Source organism: Caballeronia sp. A2-2, from assembly GCF_057612605.2.
In genome coordinates this window covers 334,706-359,332 of sequence record NZ_CM173618.1, presented here as the reverse complement: position 1 = coordinate 359,332, position 24,627 = coordinate 334,706, and the positions used below count along the sequence as shown (strand labels likewise).

Genomic DNA, 24,627 nt, shown 5'->3' with positions numbered 1-24,627 from the left:
GAGTGATCGTGGGAGGCCTTCCGCTCGCTTGGCACTCGAGGACAGATTGCTATGGGTTTCGGAGGCTTGATTCATGGCGCTAGACGGAAGAAATACGGCACAGAGAGCGCGATGCGCCGAGTCCGCGGGGCCTCCGTTTTTTTGATCTGACGAGACGGAAAGCGATGACTGGGCCAATTTCACAATAGTTGACAATGTATCATAAAGGTGTTCTGATGCGCGGACTTCCCCTACTTTACTGAACACCATGTCCGATGTGACCCTTTGTGAATGCTTCGCCCGCGATGGGCTTCAACATGAGGCGGAATTCATCGCCACAGCGGAAAAGGTGGCCTTGATCCAGCGAATCGCGAGCGCGGGATTCAGGCGCGTGGAAGCGACTTCATATTCGAACCCAGCGGTCGTTCCCCAGTTTGCTGATGCAACCGAGGTGTTGCGCACCCTTCCACGGCAAGATGGCGTTTTCTACAAGGCAACCTGCGCAAATCTGCGAGCGGTGGAGCGCGCGCTTGCGGATCAGGGAGCAGGGTTCGGAGCAAACGAGATCAGCTTGCTAGTGTCAGCAAGTGAATTTCACTCACTGCGCAATCTGAAAAGTTCGCGGGCAGATCAATGGCAGCGCATTGCATCGATGGCCACGGCCGCAAAAGGTAGTTTTCGCCTCATTGGCACGATCTCAGTGGCCTTGGGCTGCCCATTTGAGGGGGAAATAGGAGTGTCAAGCGTCCTAGCTGACGTTGAACGTTTCGCCGCACTCGGCGTCGATTACGTGACGCTTGGCGACACGGTCGGTGTCGCGACACAGGCAACCACCCGTGAGCTCTTCAGCGCCATGCTTCGGGAGTTCCCGCATATCAAAGCGATTGCCCATTTTCATGATACGCGCGGCACCGGCATTCTCAACTATCTGGCGGCGCTGGACGCTGGGGTCAGTTATTTTGATGTGGCATTTGGCGGAGTTGGCGGCCACCCCGCAAAAGTGAAGTACGGCGGTGGGGTAACCGGGAATGTTTGCACGGAAGACTTTGTGAACGTCTTGGAAACGATGGGCGTCACAACGGGGATCGATCTCGGTCTAATGATGGAGGTGTCGTTGGCTTGCGAGACAGCACTGGGCCGGCAGCTAGGAAGCAGGGTGGCTCGCACCGGTTTGAACCCGATGCTCGTGACCGCAAATGACAGTGTCGCCGCGAGTGTTTCGCTATGAATAGGTTTCCGAGGACGCGACCGCTTGTTCTTGAGTCGATGTTCTGTGTTGACCAGGGCTTTGAATTGGTCGACTACGGAGACGGGTGGGCGACAGTCACTTGTGAAGTTCAGCCACGTCACACCAATCGTCGAGGAAATGCGCACGGCGGTGTGGTGGCTGCACTGCTGGATACGGCGATGGGCCTAGCCTCGCGTTCTAACGGGCGCGTCGACAACGTCGGCACAGCAAGTCTCACGGTCAATTACTTGAAGCCAGCGGTGGGAGCCCTCTCAGTACACGGGAAATTGCTGCGCACCGGGCGTAGGCTGGCCTTCTGCGAAGGCGAAGTGCGTAATGGGGATGATGAGATTGTGGCCACCGCAACCGCCGTTTTTGCCGTCTCTGACATTACATCTTAACCGCGCGACAACTTGGACCCTAGTGCAAGCGGGGGTCAAAAAGAGGCTGGGACTACATAGGTGTCTCGCTGCCACTCGGCAACGACAATCAACAAGGATCGCTCGGGTTCGGTACCGCGATTCGCGAACTTCACACGACCCTCCTCACTTCGCTACGACGTACGTACCGTTGTTGCGAGGTTCGGAGCGAACGAAGTGAGTGACCGGGGATCCGCGTCCAATATTGTTCATTATGGATGCACCTGCAAAATCACCTTCGTGCCTTCGAGGCATACTCAATCTAGCCGACTTCGAGGCAGCCGCTGAACGACACTTACCCCGGTGCTTGTTCGGGTACTTGTCGGGCGGAGTCGAGGACGGCGTATCTTTGTCGATGACGCGGCAAAGCTTTCGCGCATATAGCTTTGTGCCACGCGTATTAGTGGGTGTGCAGGGACGCACTGCCGAAACGACGCTGTTTGACGTCTCATATTCAAGCCCCATAGGGATCGCCCCAATGGGTCTGAGCGCCCTGTTCGCTTACCGGGGAGACGTGGTAATGGCGCGTGCAGCTCGCGAAGCAAAATTACCCATGATAATGAGTGGCTCTTCACTCATTCGCATGGAAGAAGTTGTCGCGGCCAATCCGGAAACATGGTTCCAAGCATATCTGCCCGGCGATGAACTGCAAATTATGGCGCTCATCGATCGAATAGGAGCCGCTGGATTTAAGACGCTCGTAATTACGGTGGATACTCCGGTCCCAGCAAATCGCGAGAATAACGTCAGAAACGGCTTTTCAACTCCGCTGCGGCCATCGATCCAACTGGCGATTGACGGGATAAGCCATCCGAAGTGGCTGTTCTCTACGTTACTAAAGACAATCGTGAGGCATGGAATGCCTCATTTCGAAAACAACTATGCTGAGAGAGGTGCTCCGATTCTCTCTCGGACTGTGCTTCGCGATTTTTCCGATCGTGGCCATCTAACATGGCAACACCTAGAACGGATTAGATCGGCGTGGCCGGGGAATCTGGTGGTGAAGGGGGTGCTGAACGCGGCGGACGCACTCAAGGCTGTCGAAGCTGGAGCCGACGGAGTAATCGTATCAAACCATGGTGGCCGTCAGTTCGACGGTGCGATTGCACCATTGTCGGTTCTGCCAGAGATCGTGGCGGCACTTCCGTCGGTCCCGGTAATGCTCGATAGCGGTATTCGAAGGGGCACAGACGTGTTAAAGGCGATGGCGCTCGGTGCGAAATTCGTGTTCGTCGGACGTCCTTTCGGTTATGCAGCGGCCATTGCGGGGCAGGCCGGCGTCGCGCACGCCATGAGAATCTTGCGAGATGAGCTCGAGCGGGGCATGGGCCTTCTTGGTGTCACATCCATCGACGCGATTAACCGTAGCCATATCCGAATGACTAGCGGCGTGGGCACCTGATTCGGGCGCAAGGCGACCTTCGGGGCCGATGGAGATGCTGTCCGCGCCATGATCGGCAGCAAGCGACTTTGAATCCGCCTTAATTTTAACTTACAAGCGTTTGAAGCCGAACCTGCTGACGGTTGCTGGGTAGATGGTCCTACAGTGAAGCCGACGCGTCCTCGGGCGCATTGAGGGAATTTCCATGGGCAAGAAAGACGAATCGGCTCGCATACCGGAGAGCAGACAGGACGCGGCGCCTTCCCAACAGGCGCATAGCGAAAAGGCTCGTCGAGGGCCGGGGACGGATGTTTCACGGCGCCGATTTTTGCAGTCTGTGGGCGTGACAGGAATAGTGGTCACGAAGGGCGGCCTGCTGCCTAGTCAAACTGGCGCATCGCCGGGCGCCCCAGAGAGACACCTCGACGCGTCGCTGCAGGAAGAGCAAGTCGCCGTGCGCATGGTAGTTAACGGTACGCCCCGACAACTCTCGGTACCGCCGAATGCAATCTTATTGGACGTGCTAAGGGACACCTTAGGTTTGTTCGGAACGAAAAAAGGCTGCGACCATGGCCAGTGTGGCGCGTGCACGGTACACGTCAACGGAGTCGCGGTTAACTCATGTCTGTCGCTGACTATGATGCACGACGGCGATGACGTGACGACCATCGAGGGCCTCCAGAAGAAAGACCGGCTCCACCCCGTACAGCAGGCCTTCTGGAATCACGATGCATATCAATGTGGCTATTGTACCTCTGGCCAGATAATGAGCGCGGTGGCTCTGCTTTCGGATGCGAGGATACCGACTGACGACCATTCGGTAAGGGAAGCGATGAGCGGAAATATTTGTCGTTGCGGCGCATATAGAAACATTATCGCGGCGGTCCAGTCCGCACGATCTAAGGCGGCTGGCAACGATGCGTAATTTCCAATACCTGCGCGCAGATTCCGCCGAAGCGGCCGCGGCAACCGTTACTCAGCAAGGTGGGACGTTTCTGGCCGGCGGCACTACGCTTCTTGACCTCATGAAGCTTGATATAGTGCGTCCCGTGCGTGTCGTCGACGTTCATAAGCTTCCGCTCGACCGCATAGAGCCATTGGAAGACGGACGTGTTCGAGTGGGCGCAATGGTGACGAACACCACGCTTGCCTATGACAGTTATATTCGTTCCTCGTATCCGGTTCTCTCACAAGCCTTGCTCTCAGGTGCCAGTACGCAGATACGTAACAAGGCGACCACTGCCGGCAACATTATGCAAAAGGTTCGTTGCGGCTATTTCCGGGATGGTATTTCCCCGTGTAACAAACGCGTACCCGGTTCTGGCTGTTCTGCCATCGGTGGTCAAAATCGGAACGTCCATGCGGTACTCGGCGGAAGTGCTCACTGCATTGCTGCGCACCCATCCGACATGTGCGTAGCGATGGCTGCCATCGGCGCGACGGTGACGGTGCACGGCGTCAATGGCGCGCGCGACATTGATTTTCTCGATTTCCATTTGCTACCTGGCAATACGCCATCGCAGGAGCACGCGCTGCGTGCGGGTGAAATTATCACCCACGTGACGCTCGACGCACCGATCCGGCGAGCAAGTCTAGCTACCTAAAGCTTCGCGATCGTTCGTCCTATCAGTTTGCGCTTGCATCGGCTGCTGCGATTCTTTCTCTGGAAGATGGAGTAGTCCGCGCGTGCCGGTTAGCACTGGGCGGCGTTGGCACGCGTCCTTGGCGAGCACAAGCAGCGGAAAGATTTTTGGTCGGAAAGTCAGCGTCGGTCGATGCGTTCGTTCAAGCTGCGGCCATTGCGATGGACGGAGCGCGTTCATATGGGCAAAACGGCTTTAAGATCGCGTTAGGCCAACAGGCCATCGTACGAAGTCTGACGCAACTTAGCAACTAGCTATTCAAGTCATACCACTGAGGGAAGTAATGGGCGACCGAGTTATAGGCCAACCGCTCAAGCGAGTAGACGGCCGTCTGAAAGTGACAGGGCTGGCGCGATATGCGGCGGATCACAACCTGCTAACAATGGCCTACGCATACGGAGTGTTCAGTACAATCGCTAGCGGGCGGGTTGTACATATCGATACGGCCGACGCCAGGCGTGTACCGGGGGTGATCGACATCCTTCATCACGGGAACTGTCCGCAGCTTTACCGACCACCGAAGATTGCTAGTACGCCTACTACGGTATTGACCGGACCAAACACAAACGAAGGCCGCCCGCCGTTTGAAGACAACGCAGTCAACTACGCGGGGCAGTTCGTAGCACTTGTTGTAGCCGATACTTTCGAACATGCGCGTGAGGCAGCATTCAAGGTGAACATTGCCTACGCAGCGACCAAGCCTATTGTCACGCTCGATCACGGGTTAAAGTCTTCTGGAACTCGTGACGGGGGGCGCGGCCACACTCGTGGCGACCCGGCTGCCGCGTTTGACAATGCGACGTATAAGGTGGATTTGACATATCGGACGCCGGTAGAGACTCACAACCCAATGGAGATGCATGCGACCGTCGCACGCTGGGATGGTGATCGACTGTATGTGTATGAGTCGACGCAGGGCGTAATGTCGCACCGTAACACCCTTGCGGCAGTTTTCGGGCTGACACCTGATCGTGTGACCGTCCAAGCTCCATTCATTGGATCAGGCTTCGGAAGCAAGCTATTCATGTGGCCACACTCGGTCGCTGCGAGTGCCGCCGCTCTCCAGGTTGGCCGTTCAGTAAAGCTCATAGTGCCACGTGCGCAAATGTTCACGACGACCGGCCACCGCCCTGAAACCTTGCAACGTCTCAGGCTATCGGCAGATGCCGATGGGATGCTCTCGTCTTTGCGGCACGAGTCGATAAACACGGTTTCGATGACGGATTCGTTCACTGAGAATTGCGGTGGCGTGTCGAGGAGCCTGTATTCGTGCAAGAACGTTCTGATAAGTCATAAGACCACCCAAGTCAACCGTGGGTCGCCAACGTCCATGCGCGCGCCTGGCGCAGCACCGGGCCTCTTCGCACTGGAGTCGGCTATTGATGAGCTCGCGTACGCCGCAGGCGTCGATCCACTTACTTTCCGACTTGAAAACATTTCGACGTACGACGAGGCTGTCAATCTTCCCTGGTCCAGTAATCATTTGCGCGAAGCGATGTTGACCGCAAGCGAAAGATTTGGATGGGCGAGGCGCAATCCGGTTATTGGATCCATGCGCGAGGGTAACGAATTGATTGGCTATGGTATGGCCGCATGCAATTGGCATGCCTATCGCATGCCGGCAGAAGCGCGCTTACAGCTTCGAAATGATGGGACAGCCTTGTTGTCTTGCGGTGTTCAGGATATTGGAACAGGCACATACACCATTGCGGCGCAGGTCGTCTCGCAGATTACCGGACTGCCAACTGACCGGATCGAGGTGCGACTTGGCGATTCGTCTTTCCCGCCAGCTCCGTTATCTGGTGGGTCGTGGGCGACCGCGAGCGTCACGCCTGCGATCGCTGAGGCCTCACGTCAGGCGATAAAACAACTGAAGACATTCGCAACGGGCGAAGGGGGGTATTTTGCTGGTGCTAAGGAAGAAAGCCTGACTTTTCAGGAAGGAAGGCTAACCGATGGGAGTCGGAGCGAAACCTTCCAGGCGATCCTCAAGTCCCTCCACCTTGCGAATGCGGAGGGATTCGCTCATACCGGGGCTGCGCCAACCGGCCGCTTTTCTTTTCGCTCTTTCGGGGCTCACTTTGTAGAAGTGCGTTGGGATCCAGGTATTTCCCGTCTGCGCGTGGCTCGTGTCACCAGCGCAATTGATGTTGGACGCGTTCTCAACCCTCTGACGGCTCGCAACCAGGTCGAGGGTGCGATTGTTATGGGTATCGGGATGGCGCTGTTTGAGGGAACTGAATATGACTTGCGCTCCGGGTTACCCGCGAACAACAACTATGCAGAATATGTCGTGCCCGTCCACGGTGATCAACCGGAAATAGACGTTATCTTGCTGGACTATCCAGATCTGGAATTGAACGAATTCGGTGCTCGAGGAATAGGCGAGATCGGGATTACAGGTTTGGCAGCAGCGGTAGCTAACGCTGTCCATCACGCGACGGGGCAACGAGTCCGAGACCTGCCGATCACGATGGAGAAGTTGATGCAGGGGTCGCAGGTACCGGTCGCGTGAGCGAGCTCGGCGTCCGCTAGCGCATAACGAAATTTGTCTGGACGATGACTGTCATGTCCGCGGCCTCCAACAAGAATTTGGAGGCCGCGCAGCGCGGATGTAACGATTTCCTCGCTCGCCGTACGACCGAGTCCGCATGTTCGATAAACTTCGATGAAAGAACGCAGCTGCCGCAGTTACATGGTGAATGTGTCGCCGTTCGGTTCGGTAATTGGCAGCGTGCGCCGCACATCAAAGCTCGTGAAGACCTGGTGTACGAACGTCGTGACGCTGCATGATGGACGGCAAGCGCGGCGGAAGCCGAACACTGTTCACGGGCAACTATGTTCACGGCCGCGCGTCACCCAGCCGGAGCTGGGCAGCCGACAAATCTAATGAAGACCGACACCTGATACATGCGAGAAGGCCGATCGGTCGAGTCGCGTACCGCTATCCGTCGTCTTTCGGTAGCTGAAAGTTCGCGAGACCGGGCGAACTCTCAATAGGCGCCTCGCTTCTTAGGAAATCAATGAAAACGCGAAGCTTGGGTGCGACGTGACGGCGATTGGGGAAGAACAGCGTGAATCCGGGCAGCTTTGGACTCCAGTCCGATAGCAGACGTACAAGAAGTCCCTTATCAATGAGTCGCTCAACGTACCCGTTTATCATATAAGCAACTCCGAGTCCATCGATTGCGGATTGAACTAGTGTCGCTGAATCGTTGACGATGAGACGGCCTTCTACTGAGAGGTCCAACGTCTCGCCGTCGCGCTCGAAACGCCAACGCTCGATCTGCCAGGACGAATCCTGGCGGAACCCGATGCAATCATGCTTCATAAGGTCATGCGGATGCATAGGCGTTCCATTCCGAGCGATATACCCTGGTGAAGCGAGAAGTGTCGCCTGGATCGGCGGACCTACTTGGATGGCCACCATGTCGTGCTCGACCAGATGTCCAAACCGGATGCCGGCATCAAACCCCCGCCTCACGATGTCAGTTAGCGTCGATTCAATGCACACCTCCAGCTTGATCTCTGGGTAGAGAGCCATGAATCTTTGCAATATAGGCTGAAGAACAATCATGAAACCGGCGCGCGCAACATTAATCCGTAGCAAGCCTGTGGGCTGCTGGGCGTTTGCACGAAGCTCGTCCGACGCGAGCTCGAGTTCTCGCAAAGCCGGCTGAACTCGCTCGAAATAGCGCTGACCAGCCTCGGTTAGCCGTACTCCCCGTGTATTTCTCGTAAATAAAGCGGTTCCGAGGCGTTTTTCAAGGTTTCGGACGCTCTGACTGACTGCAGACGGGGAGATGCCCAGGCGCGTCGCAGCAGTGGAGAAATTTTGGTCAGTAGCGACAGTGACGAAAGTGATGATTCCGTCGAGTTGACCTTTAAGCACTCGTCATCCCTTCACAATTGAAGTCGCGCGTAAGCGCGTTCGGGTTCACGTCAGCATCTGAGTGCCGGCAGTGCCACACGCGCATCGAGCACAGCAATGACCGCATCAACCTAGGGAAGAGAGGATGCGCCCTGACCGTCACACGAGGATCGCGAACCGTGTCGCAACAGCATGGCCACCGAGCCACCAAGACAATGCGTCGGATAAGCCCCCCGCTGAGAGGAATCACGGCGCTCGCCAGCGTCCGCTCCTGGCATCTCGTAATAGCGATTCAGCGATTACTTTCGGGACCGCAATGCCAAACTAGCTTGTTCGGCTGCCCGCTGTAGGACTGGAAGGAAACGCTTGACCATGTCTTCCTTCGTTGCGCGGCTCGTAGGAGCGACAATCTTCAAGGCAGCGATCACATTGCCCTGTCGATCAGTCAGTGGAACCGACACCGATCTGACTCCTTCTTCATACTCCTGGTCGCCAAGCGCCCAGCCGTTTTGCCTGACTTGCTCAAGGACACGTTGGAGCTTTGCCTTGTCAGTGATCGTATTGGGGGTCCTCGGAGTCAGGACGGCATCTTCGAGGTATTTGTTCAATGCATCTTGCGGCAGATTCGCGAGGAGCACGTGCCCCAAGGAAGACGCGTGCGCGGGGATTCGCGAACCAACGTTGAGCGTCGCATTGACAACGCGTCGCGCTTGTACCCGACACACGTACACCACGTCCGGCCAGTCGAGGACACCAACGGTGCAGGACTCGTTTAGTTCGGTGACGATCTGCTCCACAAACGGCTCGACGATTTCCCACGCCTCGTGAGAGGCAAGGTATGAATAGCCCAAGTCAAGGACCCGAGGGCGCAGATTGAACCTCTTACCGTCCGTTTCGGCATAGCCAAGATCAATCATCGTCAGCAAAAACCGTTGAGCGGTGCCTCGCGTCAATCCTGTTTCCTTGGCTACTTCGCTGATCGTCATCGACGCGCGCTCCTTCCTGAACGCTCTCAAGATGTCAAAGCCCCGTTCGAGGCTCTGCACGAAGTACGGAGGCCGACTGCGCGCGACTGCCTTGACTGCCGTGGATGCTGCCTTAGCCATGTTTCTCTCAAAAAGGTCCGCAATGCGGACATTGTGCCGCCGCAAAAAATCAAAGTCAATGACAACGTCCGCAATACGGACAGTTGTCCGGGAGTTGACCGTTCCGCCTGAGCGTCCTAGTATTTGATTTCGTCAAACATTCTAGCTCTTGCGGCACAGTCCCTTACGGTGGGAGATGGGGCGAACGAAGCAAAAGTGGATGTTCTGACGCTAGATAAGCCAAATAACAACTTGGAGGACGACGGATGAATCGGTTGATCTGCGCCGGTGCGCTGATTTGTGCATGCTCGACTGTAGCAAATGCTCAAAGTTCTGTAACGCTGTACGGGATACTCGATACCGGTCTCAATTTCGAGTCGAATGTTGGTGGACATGCTGTATATGCGCAGTCCAGCGGGCTAATGCAGGGAAGCCGCTTTGGGTTTCTCGGCTCAGAGGATCTTGGTGGCGGACTTAAGGCCATCTTTCAACTTGAGAATGGCTTCGACCTTACTAACGGGAAGCTTGGTCAAGGTGGCCTTTTGTTTGGACGTCAAGCATTCGTCGGAGTCGCGAGCCGAGTTGGTACGGTCACTTTCGGTCGACAATATGATTCTCGAGTCGATGCGATAGCAAAGTTTGCAGGGTCTAATCAAGGCGTCTCAGTGGCTGCCGCGCACCCTGGAGATCTTGACAACATCAACTATACGGATCGCAGTAACAATACCGTCAAATACACGAGCCCCACGCTGTTCGGCCTGACTGCCGGCGCACAGTATTCGCTCGGAGGCGTTGCGGGAGATCCAGCACGGAACCAGATCTGGGCGTTGGCACTCAGCTACGCAAACGGCCCGATTGCTGCGGGGGTGGGCTACCTTGACGCAAGAAATCCCAACGTGGGCTTCTTCGGTACGTCGTCTCAAACGCCGCTGACGTCCGCAACGGCGAACAATGTCTCCCCGGTCTTTAGCGGGTTTCTGTCCGCACACTCCTACAAAGAAGTGGCCGCCGGAGCGTCTTACACCCTGAACAAGGTCACTATCGGTGCGTTATTTTCAGATACTCGGTTTGTCGGCTTGAACGACCTTTCGTCGGGGCCCAACCCGCTCCACTTAGTCGGAAACGCAACTTTCGATACTTATGAAGCGAACGTGCAATATCAAGCGACGTCAGCTTGGTCGTTTGGCGCGCAGTATCTGTTCACAAACGGGAGCACGTCAACAGGCGTCGTCGGCGCGAGATATCAGCAGGCGGCCGCCGACATGCACTACTTGCTCTCAAAGCGCACCGACGTCTATGTCGTATATGTGTATCAGCACGCGACTGGCCGCGATTCGACGGGCCACACCGCCGTTGCGGCGATCAACGGCTTGACCGCATCTGGCACGAACAACGCAACGCTGGTGCGGCTGGGAATACGACACAAATTTTAAATGTCCGCTATACGGACATGTGTCCGCATAGTTGACGCTCTTGGCGTTCTGTCCTAATATGCAAACCATACGTTTGTGAGGGAATCGCTGTCTCGCTGGATCTGAAGAGTGGCTCAACGCACGCGCTTGCTAGGGTTTGTGCTGGCCGCCGCTGTGTACCTGTTGCGTCTAGGTCCGCGAGGGTAGGGCCTGCCGGACCCCGATGTGTCTCTAGGCGTCCGGCGACAGCGATGTGTAATCAGTGGTCGCTTTCCACAATAATGTTGATACGGAGGAGGTTTTTGTGTCTGAGCCATTAGTGGTACTTACTGGTGCCGGCGGCAAGATTGGAAGCCGTACGCGGCAATTTCTTAGAGGCAAGTGCAGACTAATAAGCTCTGACATCGTGGACCTCGGAAAGGCGACAGACGGTGAGCAGACAGTTCAATGCGATCTGTCTGACATTGACGCCACCCGTGCATTGTTGACAGGGGCTACACTTGTCGTCCACCTCGCTGGTATCCCACGCGAAGCTCCTATCGAGAAGATTGCGACAGCTAACGTCACGGCGACTTGGAACTTGTACCAGGCCGCCAGAGAAGCTGGTGTACGCCGCGTCGTATTTGGCAGTACCAATCACGTTGTAGGTTTTTATCAGCCAGAGGAGCGTCTTGGCGTCGATGCAGTGCCACGCCCCGATACCCTCTACGGCGCAAGTAAGGTGTTCGGCGAATCCGTTGCCCGCTTGCATTGGGACAAGCATGGAATTGAATCCGTATGTCTGCGGATCGGGTCGGCGCTGGAGAGACCGCTTAACCAACGGCACCTGAGCACGTGGGTCAGCTATGACGACTTGAATAGGCTGATTTGGGCATCACTCACTGCCGAGCGTGTTGGGTACACGGTCGCTTATGGCGTCTCGAACAACAACAGGGCGTGGTGGAGCAATGACGGCGCAAGCCATTTGGGTTACCAGCCCGCCTCGAAAGCTGACGATTACTCGTCCGAATTCGTTTCGACTGACACGCTCACGGCAGCCCGCGATGTCAGAGTGCCGGAGATAAGGTTCCAGGGTGGCCCGTGGGCGGCAGATGGCTTTTCAGCGGACAGCATCCCAGGGAAAAAATGAAAAAGATCTTCAGCATTGCAATCTTGGCTGCAGGCGTCACCTTCGGCAATCTGGCTGCCGCCAACGCCGCCGTGTCCGGCCCAGTCGACCGGTACATTGAGCCGGATCAGACTGGCGCATATCGGCTTCATGTGCATGCGAGACAGGCGAAGAATCTGTGCGAGAAGCCACCGGTTCTTCTGCTGCATGGCTACGGAGTTCCGACGTCGATGGCCTTCGACGTGCCGGGCGCATCGCTCATGGAGTATCTCGCCAGTACGGGGCGATCAAGTTTCGCAATAGATCTTCCAGGATTTGGTCGTTCGGGACGACCTCCCGAAATGAGCGTCGCTCCCGCTGGGCAACCGGTTATCAGAGCTGCAGACGTGCTCAAGGACGTGACGCGTGCGGTGAAATACGTTCAGACTCTTTGCCCCGGAACCAAGGTTGATGTCATGGCATGGTCATGGGGTGGAGTCGTGGCTGGAATGTGGGCGGCTACTCAGCCTGCCGATCTTAGGCGGCTTGTACTTATCGACAGCATGTATTCGACCCATGTTCCCTCGATCACGAAGCTGTTCGCTGACCCGTCCGATCCAGACCACATAAATCTGAAGCTTCCTTCATACAGCGTCGTGCCAGTCAAGGCAATCGTTGATCAATGGAATGGGATGCTCGATACAACGGGGCTTTCGTACGACCGCCTACGGGATCCAAAGACTTTGCAGAGAGTTTCAGAAGTCTTTCTCGACTCCGATCCAGCACGCCCGTCTCCGGTAACTGTACGTCGCCCTTTGGGACCCATTGTCGACCTCTTTGAGGTTTTCAGTGGTCGCCCTATCTACGATGCATCGAAGATCACTGCGCCGACGTTCATTGTTCATGGAGACGCCGACAATTTTTCCGATTCGTTTATTTCACGGCTGTCGAACAGCTGTGGACGGAGGGAGTTGACGATCGGCGATGGAACGCACTACATGATTTTTGAGCGGTCACGTGGTCAGGTTTATCGTGCGGTCGATGACTTCCTTTCTACAAATCTTCCAGAATGCGGCCCGCGTAGGGGCGAGGAGACACATGAAAATTAAAATGAAGTACCCGCTGGCGGCTCTCGTCGCCACGCTGGGGGTGACGTCTTTTATGGCACAACACACTATGGCTGCTGAGTCTTTGGATTGTCATGCGCTTGGACGTAGTACGGCTCAACATTGGCTAGACCGTACGCCCATGCCATTAATTGATACAGGCCTGACAATGGAGCAGGCGGAATGTGCACGCGCCGAGTTTCTCAAGACATTGCAGCCTTTGCTCGGACCAGCGGTCGGATATAAAGTTGCCGCGATCACGCCGCCAGCCCAACGCGATCTCGGCGTACGGGACCCGCTAAGTTCGACCTATCTGGCTGGAATGTTCCAGATGGTGGACGAGCAAGATACGGTTATCCCCGTGAAATACGGGGTGCGTCCCATCGTTGAAGCGAAACTCATCGTGACGGTCAAGGACGCAGGGATCAATGGCGCCAAGACGGTTGACGAAGTAGCTTCGCACATCGCGTATGTCATTCCATCGATTGAACTCGGCGATAGCCTCGTACAGCCGAATCAGAAGCTGACGGGCCCAATTCTGACTGTCTACAACGTAGGCACACGCGCGATGTTGAACGGACATCCGATCCACTTTGAGTCGCCCGAGGCGTTGGCGCAGGCGTTGCGAAATATGACGGTTACGACCCGCGATGGCACCGGCAAAACGATCGAAGTTGAGCGTGGTACGTCAATCATGGGTGATCCGCTCAAGGCGATCCTCTGGATTGTTCAAGACCAGAACTCGCGCGGCGTGCAATTGAGAACCGGTGACAAGCTCGGGCTAGGTGCAATGTCACGCTTGCGTCCGACGAACGGCACGGTTATGGACACTCTGTGGGAAGGCCTCGATACAAATCCTGTGAAGCTTCAAGTGAGGTTTGATTAAGATGAACGTCGTACAACCCCAACCGCGGGTCGTCAACTTTGACGCAAGTGGGTCGCACTTGGCTGGGCCGGGCAGCATTACCCGCTATGTTCGCGCACGGTCGTTCCTCGTCGCCTTGACGGAGGCTTCCGAAGCTTGCACGCTGACCGAAGAATGCTTGGAAGACGTCATGGTACTTCTTCCGGACGTGGGCGCTGAGATTACCTGGCCTAGCGGCGCGATTTCGGTCCCAGGAAAGTCGGTTGTCGTTCTCCCGGCAGGCAAATACGATATTCAAGTTGCTGGAAAAGGTCGTGTTGTACGGCTGTACGCGACCGTTCCTGAGGGGCTGCAAAGCGTTCCGTTGAGCGCAGACGCAGACGGCCCAGCACTCAAAGATACCACTCCATCTTTTGCGCGAGCGAGTGGCGAATCTGTGCCGCTTTTCTATTCGCTCGAGCAACTTCCCAATTCGCCGGGTATGCCACGGGCGAAACTCTTTCAGTCGGCGACGATGAGTATCAACTGGGTAGAGTACGAAGGCCCTCGGAACAGGTCCCAACTGTCTCCTCATTCGCACGAAGATATCGAGCAGGGGTCACTTGCTTTGGCCGGAGATTTTGTCCACCACCTTAGGACGCCCTGGTCCAAGGACGCTAACGAGTGGCGCGAAGACCTCCACTTCGAGTGCACCGCCGGATCAATAGCGTTGATTCCGCCCGGTATCGTTCACACTACCGAAGGGGTAGGGGATATGCGCCACGTCCTTATCGACATTTTTGCGCCACCGCGACGGGACTTTATCAAAAAGGGGCAAGTCCTTAACTCGACAGACTACGTGGACATGCTGAGGTCCGTCTAATGGTTCAATCGACATACTGAAAGGCGCGGTAGCGTGCGCCCATCGTGCCAGTGGCCAGTGGCTAATCGCGGTGGAGCGCTATCAGAGCGCCCCTTTCATTGGGACGCGTGGCACCACCTTTCATCAAACGTATGTTGTAGGGCGTTGGCGAGACTTAATCGAGACTAGCGAAATTGTTTGCATAACTAAAGACGAACGAATTATGTCATATGAAGCGCACTTGACACGTTTCAGAAGCGCGCTGCGCGCGCGAACGCGGATGTACGGCGTTTTTGTGAAGTCTTCTGTGCCCGCGAACGTCGAGATCCTGGCGTCGGAGGGGTTCGACTTTGTCGTCATCGACGCGGAGCATTCCCCATTGGGACGCTCAGAGGTTGATCAGCTAAGCCTAGCGGCAAAGGCCAGTGGTGTTCCGGCCTTAGTCCGCGTTCCCGACTCCTCTGCAGCCACGCTTTTGTCACCTTTGGACGGAGGGGCCGCAGGTGTTGTTGTTCCGCATGTTATCTCGAGGGACGCCGCTACGCGTGTTGGTCTTGCGTGCAAATACCTCCCAGGCGGGCGTGGCTTCTCCGCAGCAACGCGGAGCGCTGGATATGGAAGTCGCCAGTTGGCGGACGTTACTGCAGAGTCGAACCTCTACACCGCCGTGATCGTACAGATTGAAGATGAGGAAGCCCTAACAGACTTGCAAGGAATTCTGTCCGTAGAAAGCGTCGACGGGGCACTCATTGGCCGCGCTGATCTGGCCGTGTCGCTTGGCGAGGCATCCTCAAATAGTCCCCGTGTGATGGAAGCGGTGAAGGACATCTGTCAAGCCAGCGCGGATGCGGGAAAAGCTGCAATTGTCTTTGCTGCGTCGGTCCAGGAGGCGGAAGCGCTGTTCAAAATCGGTGCGACGGCTGCGGTAATTGGCTCTGATCAAGCGCTCCTCCGAAGAAGCGCGCGGGACGTCATGGCCGGCCTGAAAGGCGGTAACAACACGCCAAGTCAAGGGCTCGCGGGAGCCGATAGCAAAGGAACGGATCGTGGGCGGTGAGAACGGTATTTGGGACTGCCATCTGCACATCTTTGCTCCATCAAAGAGTCAGTCTGAAGGCACAGAAGCGCAGACCTTGGACGAATATATGCGCACTGTCGCCGGACCGTTGGCGATTAAGCGCATGGTCTTTGTTCAACCCAGCAAATTGGGAGAAGACCACACTGTAATGTTCGTGGGCCTGACGCGTTTAGAGGGGCGCGCGCGAGCAATCGCAGTACTGCCGCATGACGGTGCAAGCGTCGATTTCAACGCTTGGCGAGGACTTGGTGTCCGCGGGCTACGTTATGCCCCGCGGCTCAAGCAAGGGGGGGAACTTGAGCGCCTCTTAGAACTCGGACCAACACTCGCTGAAATGAATTGGCACGTCCAAGTGTACGCAGACGTCGATACTTTGCCGGAAATTGTCGACAAGCTGTCTAAGGCGGGAATACCCATCGTTCTTGATCATTTCGCTCGATTGATGCCCGGCGTAGCCTCAAGCGATAGTGCAACTGAGCTTGTTGTTGACGCACTCCGGGGAGGGAAATGCTGGATCAAGCTATCGGCTCCTTACCACTTCGCTGCTGCGGAGCACTGCTTCGGCGGGTTAGAGGCTCTTGCAAGGAAACTCTTCGATGCAAATCCGGGGCGGATCCTATGGGGCACTGATTGGCCGCATCCCAATGTCACTGAACCTGTAAGCGAGCGGGCATTGCTTCAGGCGTTGGACGTATGGGGTTTCGACGATGCAGAGAAGACCAAGATTCTGCTGGAGAACCCCGCCGCTCTTTACGCGTGAGGTGGTATTCGACAGGGCTCGCCGCCAATCAACGAGCGGCGAGTAATGATTTTTTTCGTCAGTTATCAAAAAAGTGATGGCAATTGTGTCGACTTTTTCTTGTTTGCGTTGTTGGAACTCAGTCAGCGCCTCTCGCTGGGCCACTGAGGTTAAGTGTATTAAACATCTATAAGATATTGGAGGGACAAATGTTGGCTGATACGAAGGTAGTTCTAACAACCAAACGAGACGAGAGCACGCCGTCCCAGCGAGCAGTCTACAAGAAGCTCACGCTGAAACTGATGCCTTTCCTTCTAATTTGCTATCTGGCGAATTACATCGACAGGTCGAATGTAGCGATGGCAAAGCTGCAGTTCATGCAGGAACTGGGCTTCAGCGAAGCCGCCTACGGTCTGGGTGCGGGCTTATTTTTTGCCGGTTACATCTGCTTTGAGGTGCCGAGCAACTTGTTGCTCGCTCGAATTGGCGCCCGAGCAACGATGTCGCGAATCATGGTGCTTTGGGGTTTGGTGACCGTGGGGACAATGTTCATCCGAACGCCTACTGAGTTTTATATTGCGCGGATCTTGTTGGGCGCTTCGGAAGCTGGATTCATTCCAGGGGTCCTGCTGTACATCACGTATTGGTTTCCTGCTGCCTACCGCGCGCGAATGACGGGGATCTTCTTCCTTGCCGTTCCTATGGGGGCCATATTTGGAAACCCGCTAGCGGGTTACATCATGCATTCGACGTCGGGAGCGCATGGTCTCATGGGATGGCAGTGGCTGTTTCTTTTGGAAGGAATCCCGGCCGTCATGCTTGGTGTGATCGCGTATTTCTGGCTCGACAATGGACCGGCTGACGCCAAATGGTTGTCTGCGGCCGAGCGCGAACAGATAATCGCTGACCTCGAGGCGGAACGGAAGGATAATGGCGGTCGCCCAGGAGGGTCGCTGTCGCGAATCATTCGCGACCCAAAGACCTACATTATTGGTTTTCTGCTGTTCGCTTCATTCACCATGGGTAACCTCTTGTCGTTTTGGACACCGTCGATCATCCAACGCTCTGGGGTCAAATCTATCGTTGATATTGGCTTGCTCGGCGCGGTGCCGTCGATGGTTGGCATGATTAGCCTTATCCTGTCGAGTTGGCACTCAGATCGAAAGAAGGAGCGCAGGTGGCACGTAGCGCTTCCTTTAATGATTGCATCAGTCGGATTGGTCGTTCTAACATACATGAGCGCGGAACCGGTGCTCGCGTTGTGCACGCTCGTTGTCATCATCGCGAGCCACTATTCGACTCTTCCTGTCATTTTCACAATCCCAAGTGACTACGCTTCAAGCCGTGACGCGGCTGGCGGAATCGCGTTTATGAGCTGCCTTGGAGCGACCGGAGGCGCGTTCGGTCCTGCGTTGTTGGGATATGTCGCGAAGACTACGGGCAGTTTGAATGCCGGTCTGTTGGTTGCGGCGGCTATTGTGATGGCGGGAGCGCTTGCGCTTATCCTCGGTGTGAAGCCAAAAGACTTAGCCCGGGATCCGGGCGCCAAATCTACGGGCAATCTTCGAAAATGAACGAATTGCAGACGGAAACTTGCGGAATTCTCGTATCACGAGAGGTCGCCGACGAGTATGGCGAGATGTTAGTCGCGGCTGGCGCTAGAGCGCGCCAGGCAGTTGAACTTCTCGTCATCGATGGCGCGCAACCCCTCACCCCGGAGCAGATTAGCTCTGCTAGAGTAGCTCTGCTTTCGGTCGACGTAATGGGATCGTCGACGCGTAGCTATAACGCACCGACCTTGGAGCGTTTTTCTAAGCTTGCGCTGGAAGCTACTAATCTCGAGTGGCTGCAAATCTGCGCTTCTGGCGTCGATCGTGCATTCTATTCAACTCTTCATCAGAGGGGCGTCCGAATCACTAACGCAGCCGGCGTGAATGCTGCAGCCGTGGCACAAACTGCACTGGCGGGGATGTTGGCGATCGTGAGACGTGTTCCACTCTGGATCGAAGCTCAGAAGGAACGCAAATGGCAACCGCTTCGAGGAGCACTCGTACCCGACGACCTTTCCGGCCGAAAGGCAGTCGTGGTGGGTACTGGTGCAATTGGCCAGGCGATCGGTCAGGCGCTCCGGGCGCTTGGGATGCATGTGAGCGGAGTTCGGCGCTCCCCAGGCCAGATGGCCGCCTTCGACGCTTTGTACACCTTTGAAAACTTTGAAGAGTTGATGCCGACTACGGACTGGTTGATACTCGCCTGTCCTCTCACCAGTACCACGCATCATTTGATCGATGCCAAAAAACTCGCCTTACTTCGGAAGCACGCGTTCCTGGTGAACGTTGCGCGAGGCTCGGTGGTTGACGAACCTGCGTTGATTGATGCATTGAGGGATAAGCGTTTGGCTGGCGCATACCTTGATGTATTCGAGGCCGAACCATTGCCGGCCTCGTCTCCTTTGTGGGATATGCCCGGCGTATTGATTTCGTCCCATAGCGCTGGATGTTTCACCAGACATCAGGAGCGGTTGCTATCGCTGTTCAGTAGTAACCTCGCACAGTTCTGCGCTGGTTTGCCGTTACAGAACGAGACCGTCCCTACAGCGTAGCTCGGGTTCGGGTCGCGCTTCGCGCTAGAAACCGCGTATGTACAATCGCATCGATTAAGGAAACGTTATGGCCAGCGTCATCAGTTCCGATACTCAGAGTTCGCTTGGCTCGCATGCAAGTGAGTGGCAAGCACGTATCGACTTGGCAGCGACATACCGCCTCTGTGGGCATTACGGTTGGAGCAGCCTTATCTACAATCACATTTCGTTCCGTGTCCCGGAAGAGCCCGGTTTCATGCTCGTCAAGCACAACGACATGCTGTTCGAAGAAGTCACTGCGTCCAACTTGATTAAGGTCTCGTGCAGTTTGGCTGCTGACGAAGTCGGCCGTGATGTAAATAAGGCGGGCTACACCATCCATACGGCTGTGCTGAACGCCCGGCCAGAATTGAACGCCTGTGTGCACGTCCACACCGTGCCCGGCATGGCAATGTCCGCGTGCGCAGACGGACTGTTGCCGCTCAACCAGGGTGCGATGAGATTTTTCAATAGGCTCTCGTATCACGACTATGAGGGAGTCGCGACACATCTGGACGAGTCTGAGCGGATTGCCCGCGACCTTGGGACACGGAACAAAGCGATGATGATGCGCAACCACGGACTGTTAACTGCCGGAACCAGCTGCGCAGAGGCGCTTTCGATCATGAGGTCGCTGGTGGCAAGTTGCGAGACTCAGCTCTTGATTCAGGCGTCGGGTAACCGTATCACGTTTCCGGACGAAGCGGTATGTGAGCGTGCCGCGAGGCACTGGGATAAGCTCGATTCAACCATCGAATGGCCTGCTCAGTTGCGGTTTGCCGACCGCATTTCACCCGGGTTCCGCGAATAGACAGGGATCAGCAGAGGCAGGCCCGTTCGCACCATCGCGAAGAAAGGGTTCTGTTGCGCCCGCGGTTGTGAGGGGCTTGAAGGGGATTAACGTGTATCTTGGGGGTGTTCGTTCGGGCTGCCGCGCTCTTTCTGGTGTCGCCATGCTGCAGGTACGGGTTGATGAAGGCGCGTGCGTCCTGTTGGAATAAGCGTTGGCAAGTCCCGCTAGGGGGGGCCTTGACAGTGAGTATTCTCGGGAATCGAAGTGACCAGATGGCTTGCCGAAGCAAGCTGCGGAGTGCCGTGGTTCTTACACTGATGGGTGCAGCTGGTCGGACCGAGAGATCTAATCCGTCCTCGCGGGATATCAGACAGAGGTTTCGCTATGGCTTTGAACAAGGAATGCTTTTCGACGCTGGAAATCTGGGACGCAAGTTATGTTCGTTGGGAGACGTACAGACCGCGGGCAATCGTCGAGAGGGCAAGTGTACTGCGGAGCGAATCAAGCGAGAGTCGAGAGGCCAAATCGAGGCGAAGCTGGCCCGTTCCGGGGAAGACTGTTTCATATGAACCAGCTTGACCGTCGCTTCGCTTCGCCCAATCAATAGTTCGAGCACACTCGGGTGAGCGAGTTCACAACGCGTCGTTTATGCGCACAGCTTTAGAAGTTCTGACTGCTTTGCCGGACGTCAACCGCGGACTGCGCGCTCACCAAGATCTGCATACCGCACTTGCTCCCGCAAGCTCGGTAGCGAGAAGATACATTGCAATCAAGCGAATACTGCATATGCCTGGCGCACCGACCCCTTTTCCACCGCTTAAGAAGCTCGCGGAGGATCTTTCCGCAAAACGTACAACCAGCCGGGCGCTCGTTGAGACGGCGCTTGATCGGATCAACGACCCCTGTGGTCAGGGTTCAGCTGTTTTTACTTTTGTAAATGCCGACCTCGCGCGTGCCGCTGCAGACGAACAGGACAAGTTACGGTCTGCAGGTGTGTCTCTCCCGGTTCTTGCTGGTATTCCTATTTCCGTCAAAGACACGATCGATGTGGAGGGGCAGGCTACACGAGCGGGCTCCCGGGTGCTCGCCGATGCCCCACCTGCCATCGCTGATGCGCCAGTGATTTCCCGTCTGCGCTCTTCAGCAACTGTATTCGTCGGCCGCACGAACATGAGTGAGTTTGCCTTCGATGCGTTGGGGTTGAATACCCTTCATGGAAACCCGCTGTCGCCTTATCACAGAGACGTTGTCGGCGACGAGCGCATTGCCGGTGGCTCGTCTTCTGGCGCGGCAGCATCCGTGAGCGATGGGATGGCGGCGGTGGCCCTGGGAACCGATACCGGCGGCTCAATAAGAATCCCAGCGGCAATGTGTGGAATGACTGGTTTCAAGCCGACGGCAACACGGATTCCTCGCGAGGGGCGTATTCCATTATCCGTTACCCTTGATTCCATGGGTGTAGTGGGTGTAACAGTCTCGTGTTGCGCGATCCTTGATAGCGTCCTGAGAGGTACTGTATATCGCGAAGACGGCCTTCGTCCGTTGGCAGGCGTCCGTCTTGGCGTCCTTTCGAACTACGTTATGGACGGACTCGACCCTAGCGTGGCGCGCGCATTTGCTTCCGCTGTCGATTGCCTGTCACGTGCCGGGGCCAACATCAAAAATTTACGCCTGCCGGCACTGGATCGGCTCCCGGAAATCAACAAATTCGGCTTCTCGACCATCGAAAGTTATGCTTGGCACCGCAAGTATCTAACGACGCGGCAGGATGCCTACGACCCCCGTGTGTACGCTCGCATTATCAGAGGCAAAGCAGCGAGTGCCGCAGATTATCTCGACCTACTCGCAGCACGTGCGGCGATGCTCAGTGAGACCGAAACCAGTTTGTGGAGCCAGATTGATGCCGTGATGGTCCCAACAGTTCCAATCGAACCTCCCAGGCTCGCGGACCTTATAAACGATGACGAAGAATTCGCACGCACTAACGCTCTCGTTTTTCGAAATTCAAGCGTCTTCAATTTCTTAGACGCTTGCGCATTGTCATTGCCTTGCCACCGGTACGAAGACGCCCCTGTCGGGCTCACGCTGGCCGCCGCGCCGCATGCCGATGAAGCGCTGCTTGCAATCGGAAGAAGCATCGAATCGACCATCTCAAGTATTCGATAGCGTTTTTCATGGCTTATCAAAAGATCATCCCGAACTGGCTCGGGGCTACATGGGCTTGTTTGACGGTCATGATAGGCTCTCGGCGCTGTGAGACAGGAGACTACATAAAAATTGGGCGGCGCTGGATGCGCGCACGCCGGGAGACGAAGAGTTCCACGATACGGCATGCAAGACACATCGGTTACGACCGGAACTGCCGTTTGACCGGTCCGGCGGAAACGCCACCGCATCGTTGCGCTGCGTCGTTTTGATCCGGCGCGCGCGCCACAAACCTTCGAGGCCACCACCTTCATCAGGCGCGTAACCGTCCAGCGCGCGACGTTTACGCCATCGCGCGACAACTTTCAGTTCCTTCAGAGGCGCCATTTCCGAAGTTGCCGCGCCCGCTCGTTAACCCCGGTCCCGCTCAGCTTGAATGATCTAGTCGCGAAGCTTCTCGCGCGACATCCCAGTCCCGAGGCGGTCGAGCGGATCGCCGCGCCCCGCGTTTGGTACTGGTGTTGATGCTCAAACACCATCCGGACCGCTTGCTCACGGACCTCATTCGAACATCGGGTCCCCGTGGGGCCTCGTCGTCTTGCCGTCGTTTTCCTCGCTCCAAATTTTCGGTTTCAGTCAAGATTTGAAGTTTCTGCACTTCCGGGCCGATTCAACCTGCACTGCGCCGTCCCCAGGCAGCGAACAGCGTCCAAGCCGTGAGGATGGAGCCGTACAGCAGCAGCCCGGCAGCGATGACTGCATAAAGCGAAACCACGGACCCCGTCACGCTCAGCACGAGCCAGCCGCCAGCGCCTACGAGAAGGAGCCGCGCCAAACCGCCAAGCACGGGCCAAAGCAGCGTGCCTGCACCTTGGTTCGCGAAGTAGAGCGCGAATCCAAAACCATAAAAACCGTAGAAAGGCCCGACGATACGAAGGTAGGTGGAGCCAGCGGCAATCATTGATGGATCTGCGCCAAACAGGCGCAGCCAGAGGGTAGGAAAGAGCGCCGCTGCAAGACCGAGCCCTTCGGTCATGACGAAGCAGACAGCGCCACCGACCAGCGCAATCGTCCTTGCGCGGTGACCACGGCCTGCGCCGACGTTCATGCCAACCATCGCGACAAGTGTGCCGCCTACGCCGAAGATCAGGGGGACGAGGAGATATTCGAGGCGCGCTCCGGTGCCGAAGCCGGCGACTTCGGCCGTTCCGAACCGATGACCGATCATGGACGTTGCTGCTGCGATCGTGGCGTTCGTGACGATGGTAGAAATCGCCGCGAGCAGGCCGACGTGCAGGATCTGCGCAAACATCTGCGGGTGCAGGCGCACCCAGCGAAAGCGCGCGGCGTTGCGACCACTCACGATGTACCACCCGAAGAAGATGGCCCCGCACAGGTAATACACCAAAAGTGCGACCGCGCCCCCGGCGATGCCAATTTTTGGAAATGGCCCCCAACCAAAAATTAGGAGCGGCGAAAGCGGTACCAGAATGACGACGCCGCCACAGATGCCAATTGCCGGGATTAACAGATTGCCCGTACCGCGAATCACCGCCGCGAGGCTATTCATGATCCACAGGAGCGGCATGCCCAAAAAAATGACATTCGAATAGATTAACGCCGCCCTTAGCGAGGCACCCTCGCCGCCGAGAACTCGATAAATCGATGGACCGAACGACAGGATGACGACTGAGCAGATCAGGCCAAGCACGCCGGATAGCAGAATCGAGTGAAGAACCAGGGCGTCAGCGTCGTCTGTCCGGTTGCTTCCGATCGCTCTGGCAATGGCGGACGAGATGCCCCCGCCAAATGCACCGCCTGACAGCGCTTGCACCAGCATCAGGACGGGAAAGACGATGGCCATTGCGGCCAGCACATCGGTGCCCAGGCGCGACAGGTACCACGTCTCGATCAGCCCCGTTGTCGCCTGCGCGACCATGATGATGATGTTGGGCCACGACACACGAACGACCGTGGAAAGTATCGGCCCGTCGAGAAATAGCGCACGACGAAGGGAATGGCTGCTTGCTACAGACTCAGTCCGGGTGGGTGTCTGCAATTGTTCTGAGCGGGGCGTACCTGCGTTCATCAACGCTCCAGGAAGTGACGTGTCACGGTCGATAACCGCATCGGAGGCTCTTTATAAAATTTTGGACCTAGTAGTTAATCAAACTTTATTGCAAGACTTCTACCTAACGTTTTTCTTTCTTGAGGTGCCTGCGTGAGCGCGACGACGTCGTTTCCGAAATCAAACAGGCCGTGCCGGAGTGCCATCAACAAGGGGGTCGCTCTTGGTGTCGTGGTGACAGCCGGCACTGAGAACGACATCCTTTTT

General features: G+C 56.4%; 21 protein-coding genes. 18 read left to right on the top strand and 3 right to left on the bottom strand.

The features are described from left to right. Window positions 1-247 precede the first annotated feature (247 nt). From ACZCWR_RS25210 to ACZCWR_RS25180, 7 genes are all read left to right on the top strand, one after another. Complete coding sequence (locus tag ACZCWR_RS25210; RefSeq protein ID WP_487305758.1) at window positions 248-1,207, top strand: hydroxymethylglutaryl-CoA lyase; 960 nt, start codon at window positions 248-250, stop codon at window positions 1,205-1,207. Beyond that, window positions 1,204-1,608 (top strand): PaaI family thioesterase, encoded by a 405-nt coding sequence (locus tag ACZCWR_RS25205; RefSeq protein WP_487305757.1) that lies wholly within the window; start codon window positions 1,204-1,206, stop codon window positions 1,606-1,608. The genes ACZCWR_RS25210 and ACZCWR_RS25205 overlap by 4 nt, the downstream gene beginning before the upstream one ends. Before the next feature lie 232 nt (window positions 1,609-1,840). After that, on the top strand, window positions 1,841-3,028 hold the full coding sequence (locus ACZCWR_RS25200; RefSeq protein ID WP_487306142.1) for an alpha-hydroxy acid oxidase: 1,188 nt from the start codon (window positions 1,841-1,843) through the stop codon (window positions 3,026-3,028). 184 nt (window positions 3,029-3,212) lie between these two features. Further along, window positions 3,213-3,932 carry a (2Fe-2S)-binding protein gene (locus ACZCWR_RS25195; RefSeq protein ID WP_487305756.1) on the top strand — a complete coding sequence of 240 codons (720 nt, stop codon included), beginning with the start codon at window positions 3,213-3,215 and terminating at the stop codon, window positions 3,930-3,932. After that, window positions 3,925-4,611 carry an FAD binding domain-containing protein gene (locus ACZCWR_RS25190; protein ID WP_488876516.1) on the top strand — a complete coding sequence of 229 codons (687 nt, stop codon included), beginning with the start codon at window positions 3,925-3,927 and terminating at the stop codon, window positions 4,609-4,611. The genes ACZCWR_RS25195 and ACZCWR_RS25190 overlap by 8 nt, the downstream gene beginning before the upstream one ends. Before the next feature lie 50 nt (window positions 4,612-4,661). Continuing rightward, window positions 4,662-4,904: a hypothetical protein gene (locus tag ACZCWR_RS25185; RefSeq protein ID WP_488876529.1), complete on the top strand. Its 243-nt coding sequence runs from the start codon at window positions 4,662-4,664 to the stop codon at window positions 4,902-4,904. Between the two features lie 29 nt (window positions 4,905-4,933). Beyond that, the gene (locus ACZCWR_RS25180; RefSeq protein ID WP_487305755.1) at window positions 4,934-7,165 is read left to right on the top strand and encodes a xanthine dehydrogenase family protein molybdopterin-binding subunit; all 2,232 of its coding nucleotides are present in this window, start codon (window positions 4,934-4,936) and stop codon (window positions 7,163-7,165) included. Window positions 7,166-7,594: 429 nt separating this feature from the next. On the opposite strand, the gene ACZCWR_RS25175 is transcribed toward ACZCWR_RS25180, so the two are convergent. Then, entirely contained in the window at window positions 7,595-8,542 is a 948-nt protein-coding gene (locus tag ACZCWR_RS25175; protein WP_487305754.1) for a LysR family transcriptional regulator, read from the bottom strand. A gap of 278 nt (window positions 8,543-8,820) precedes the next feature. Continuing rightward, window positions 8,821-9,627 (bottom strand): IclR family transcriptional regulator domain-containing protein, encoded by an 807-nt coding sequence (locus ACZCWR_RS25170; RefSeq protein ID WP_487305753.1) that lies wholly within the window; start codon window positions 9,625-9,627, stop codon window positions 8,821-8,823. A gap of 245 nt (window positions 9,628-9,872) precedes the next feature. On the opposite strand from ACZCWR_RS25170, the gene ACZCWR_RS25165 reads away from it, so the two are divergent. The 11 genes from ACZCWR_RS25165 (at window position 9,873) to ACZCWR_RS25115 (ending at window position 22,313) form a co-directional block, all read left to right on the top strand. Next, complete coding sequence (locus ACZCWR_RS25165) at window positions 9,873-11,039, top strand: porin (RefSeq protein WP_487305752.1); 1,167 nt, start codon at window positions 9,873-9,875, stop codon at window positions 11,037-11,039. Between the two features lie 283 nt (window positions 11,040-11,322). After that, window positions 11,323-12,147, top strand: a complete 825-nt coding sequence (locus ACZCWR_RS25160) for an NAD-dependent epimerase/dehydratase family protein (protein WP_487305751.1) — start codon at window positions 11,323-11,325, stop codon at window positions 12,145-12,147. Continuing rightward, window positions 12,144-13,214, top strand: coding sequence for an alpha/beta hydrolase (locus ACZCWR_RS25155; RefSeq protein WP_487305750.1), 1,071 nt, complete (start codon window positions 12,144-12,146; stop codon window positions 13,212-13,214). Before ACZCWR_RS25160 ends, ACZCWR_RS25155 begins: the two co-directional genes overlap by 4 nt. Beyond that, the gene (locus ACZCWR_RS25150) at window positions 13,204-14,097 is read left to right on the top strand and encodes a hypothetical protein (RefSeq protein WP_487305749.1); all 894 of its coding nucleotides are present in this window, start codon (window positions 13,204-13,206) and stop codon (window positions 14,095-14,097) included. Before ACZCWR_RS25155 ends, ACZCWR_RS25150 begins: the two co-directional genes overlap by 11 nt. Before the next feature lies 1 nt (window position 14,098). Beyond that, the gene (locus tag ACZCWR_RS25145) at window positions 14,099-14,938 is read left to right on the top strand and encodes a cupin domain-containing protein (protein ID WP_487305748.1); all 840 of its coding nucleotides are present in this window, start codon (window positions 14,099-14,101) and stop codon (window positions 14,936-14,938) included. A gap of 202 nt (window positions 14,939-15,140) precedes the next feature. Further along, window positions 15,141-15,974, top strand: coding sequence for an HpcH/HpaI aldolase family protein (locus ACZCWR_RS25140; protein WP_487305747.1), 834 nt, complete (start codon window positions 15,141-15,143; stop codon window positions 15,972-15,974). Then, the gene (locus tag ACZCWR_RS25135) at window positions 15,964-16,755 is read left to right on the top strand and encodes an amidohydrolase family protein (protein WP_487305746.1); all 792 of its coding nucleotides are present in this window, start codon (window positions 15,964-15,966) and stop codon (window positions 16,753-16,755) included. Before ACZCWR_RS25140 ends, ACZCWR_RS25135 begins: the two co-directional genes overlap by 11 nt. A gap of 188 nt (window positions 16,756-16,943) precedes the next feature. After that, entirely contained in the window at window positions 16,944-18,308 is a 1,365-nt protein-coding gene (locus tag ACZCWR_RS25130; RefSeq protein ID WP_487305745.1) for an MFS transporter, read from the top strand. Continuing rightward, the gene (locus ACZCWR_RS25125) at window positions 18,305-19,336 is read left to right on the top strand and encodes a D-2-hydroxyacid dehydrogenase (protein ID WP_487305744.1); all 1,032 of its coding nucleotides are present in this window, start codon (window positions 18,305-18,307) and stop codon (window positions 19,334-19,336) included. The genes ACZCWR_RS25130 and ACZCWR_RS25125 overlap by 4 nt, the downstream gene beginning before the upstream one ends. Window positions 19,337-19,403: 67 nt before the next feature. After that, complete coding sequence (locus ACZCWR_RS25120) at window positions 19,404-20,165, top strand: class II aldolase/adducin family protein (RefSeq protein WP_487305743.1); 762 nt, start codon at window positions 19,404-19,406, stop codon at window positions 20,163-20,165. A 768-nt stretch (window positions 20,166-20,933) separates the two neighbouring features. Continuing rightward, the gene (locus tag ACZCWR_RS25115; protein ID WP_487306141.1) at window positions 20,934-22,313 is read left to right on the top strand and encodes an amidase; all 1,380 of its coding nucleotides are present in this window, start codon (window positions 20,934-20,936) and stop codon (window positions 22,311-22,313) included. Between the two features lie 649 nt (window positions 22,314-22,962). Here the strand turns inward: ACZCWR_RS25115 and ACZCWR_RS25110 are convergent. Beyond that, window positions 22,963-24,381, bottom strand: coding sequence for an MATE family efflux transporter (locus ACZCWR_RS25110; RefSeq protein ID WP_487305742.1), 1,419 nt, complete (start codon window positions 24,379-24,381; stop codon window positions 22,963-22,965). Window positions 24,382-24,627: the final 246 nt, after the last annotated feature.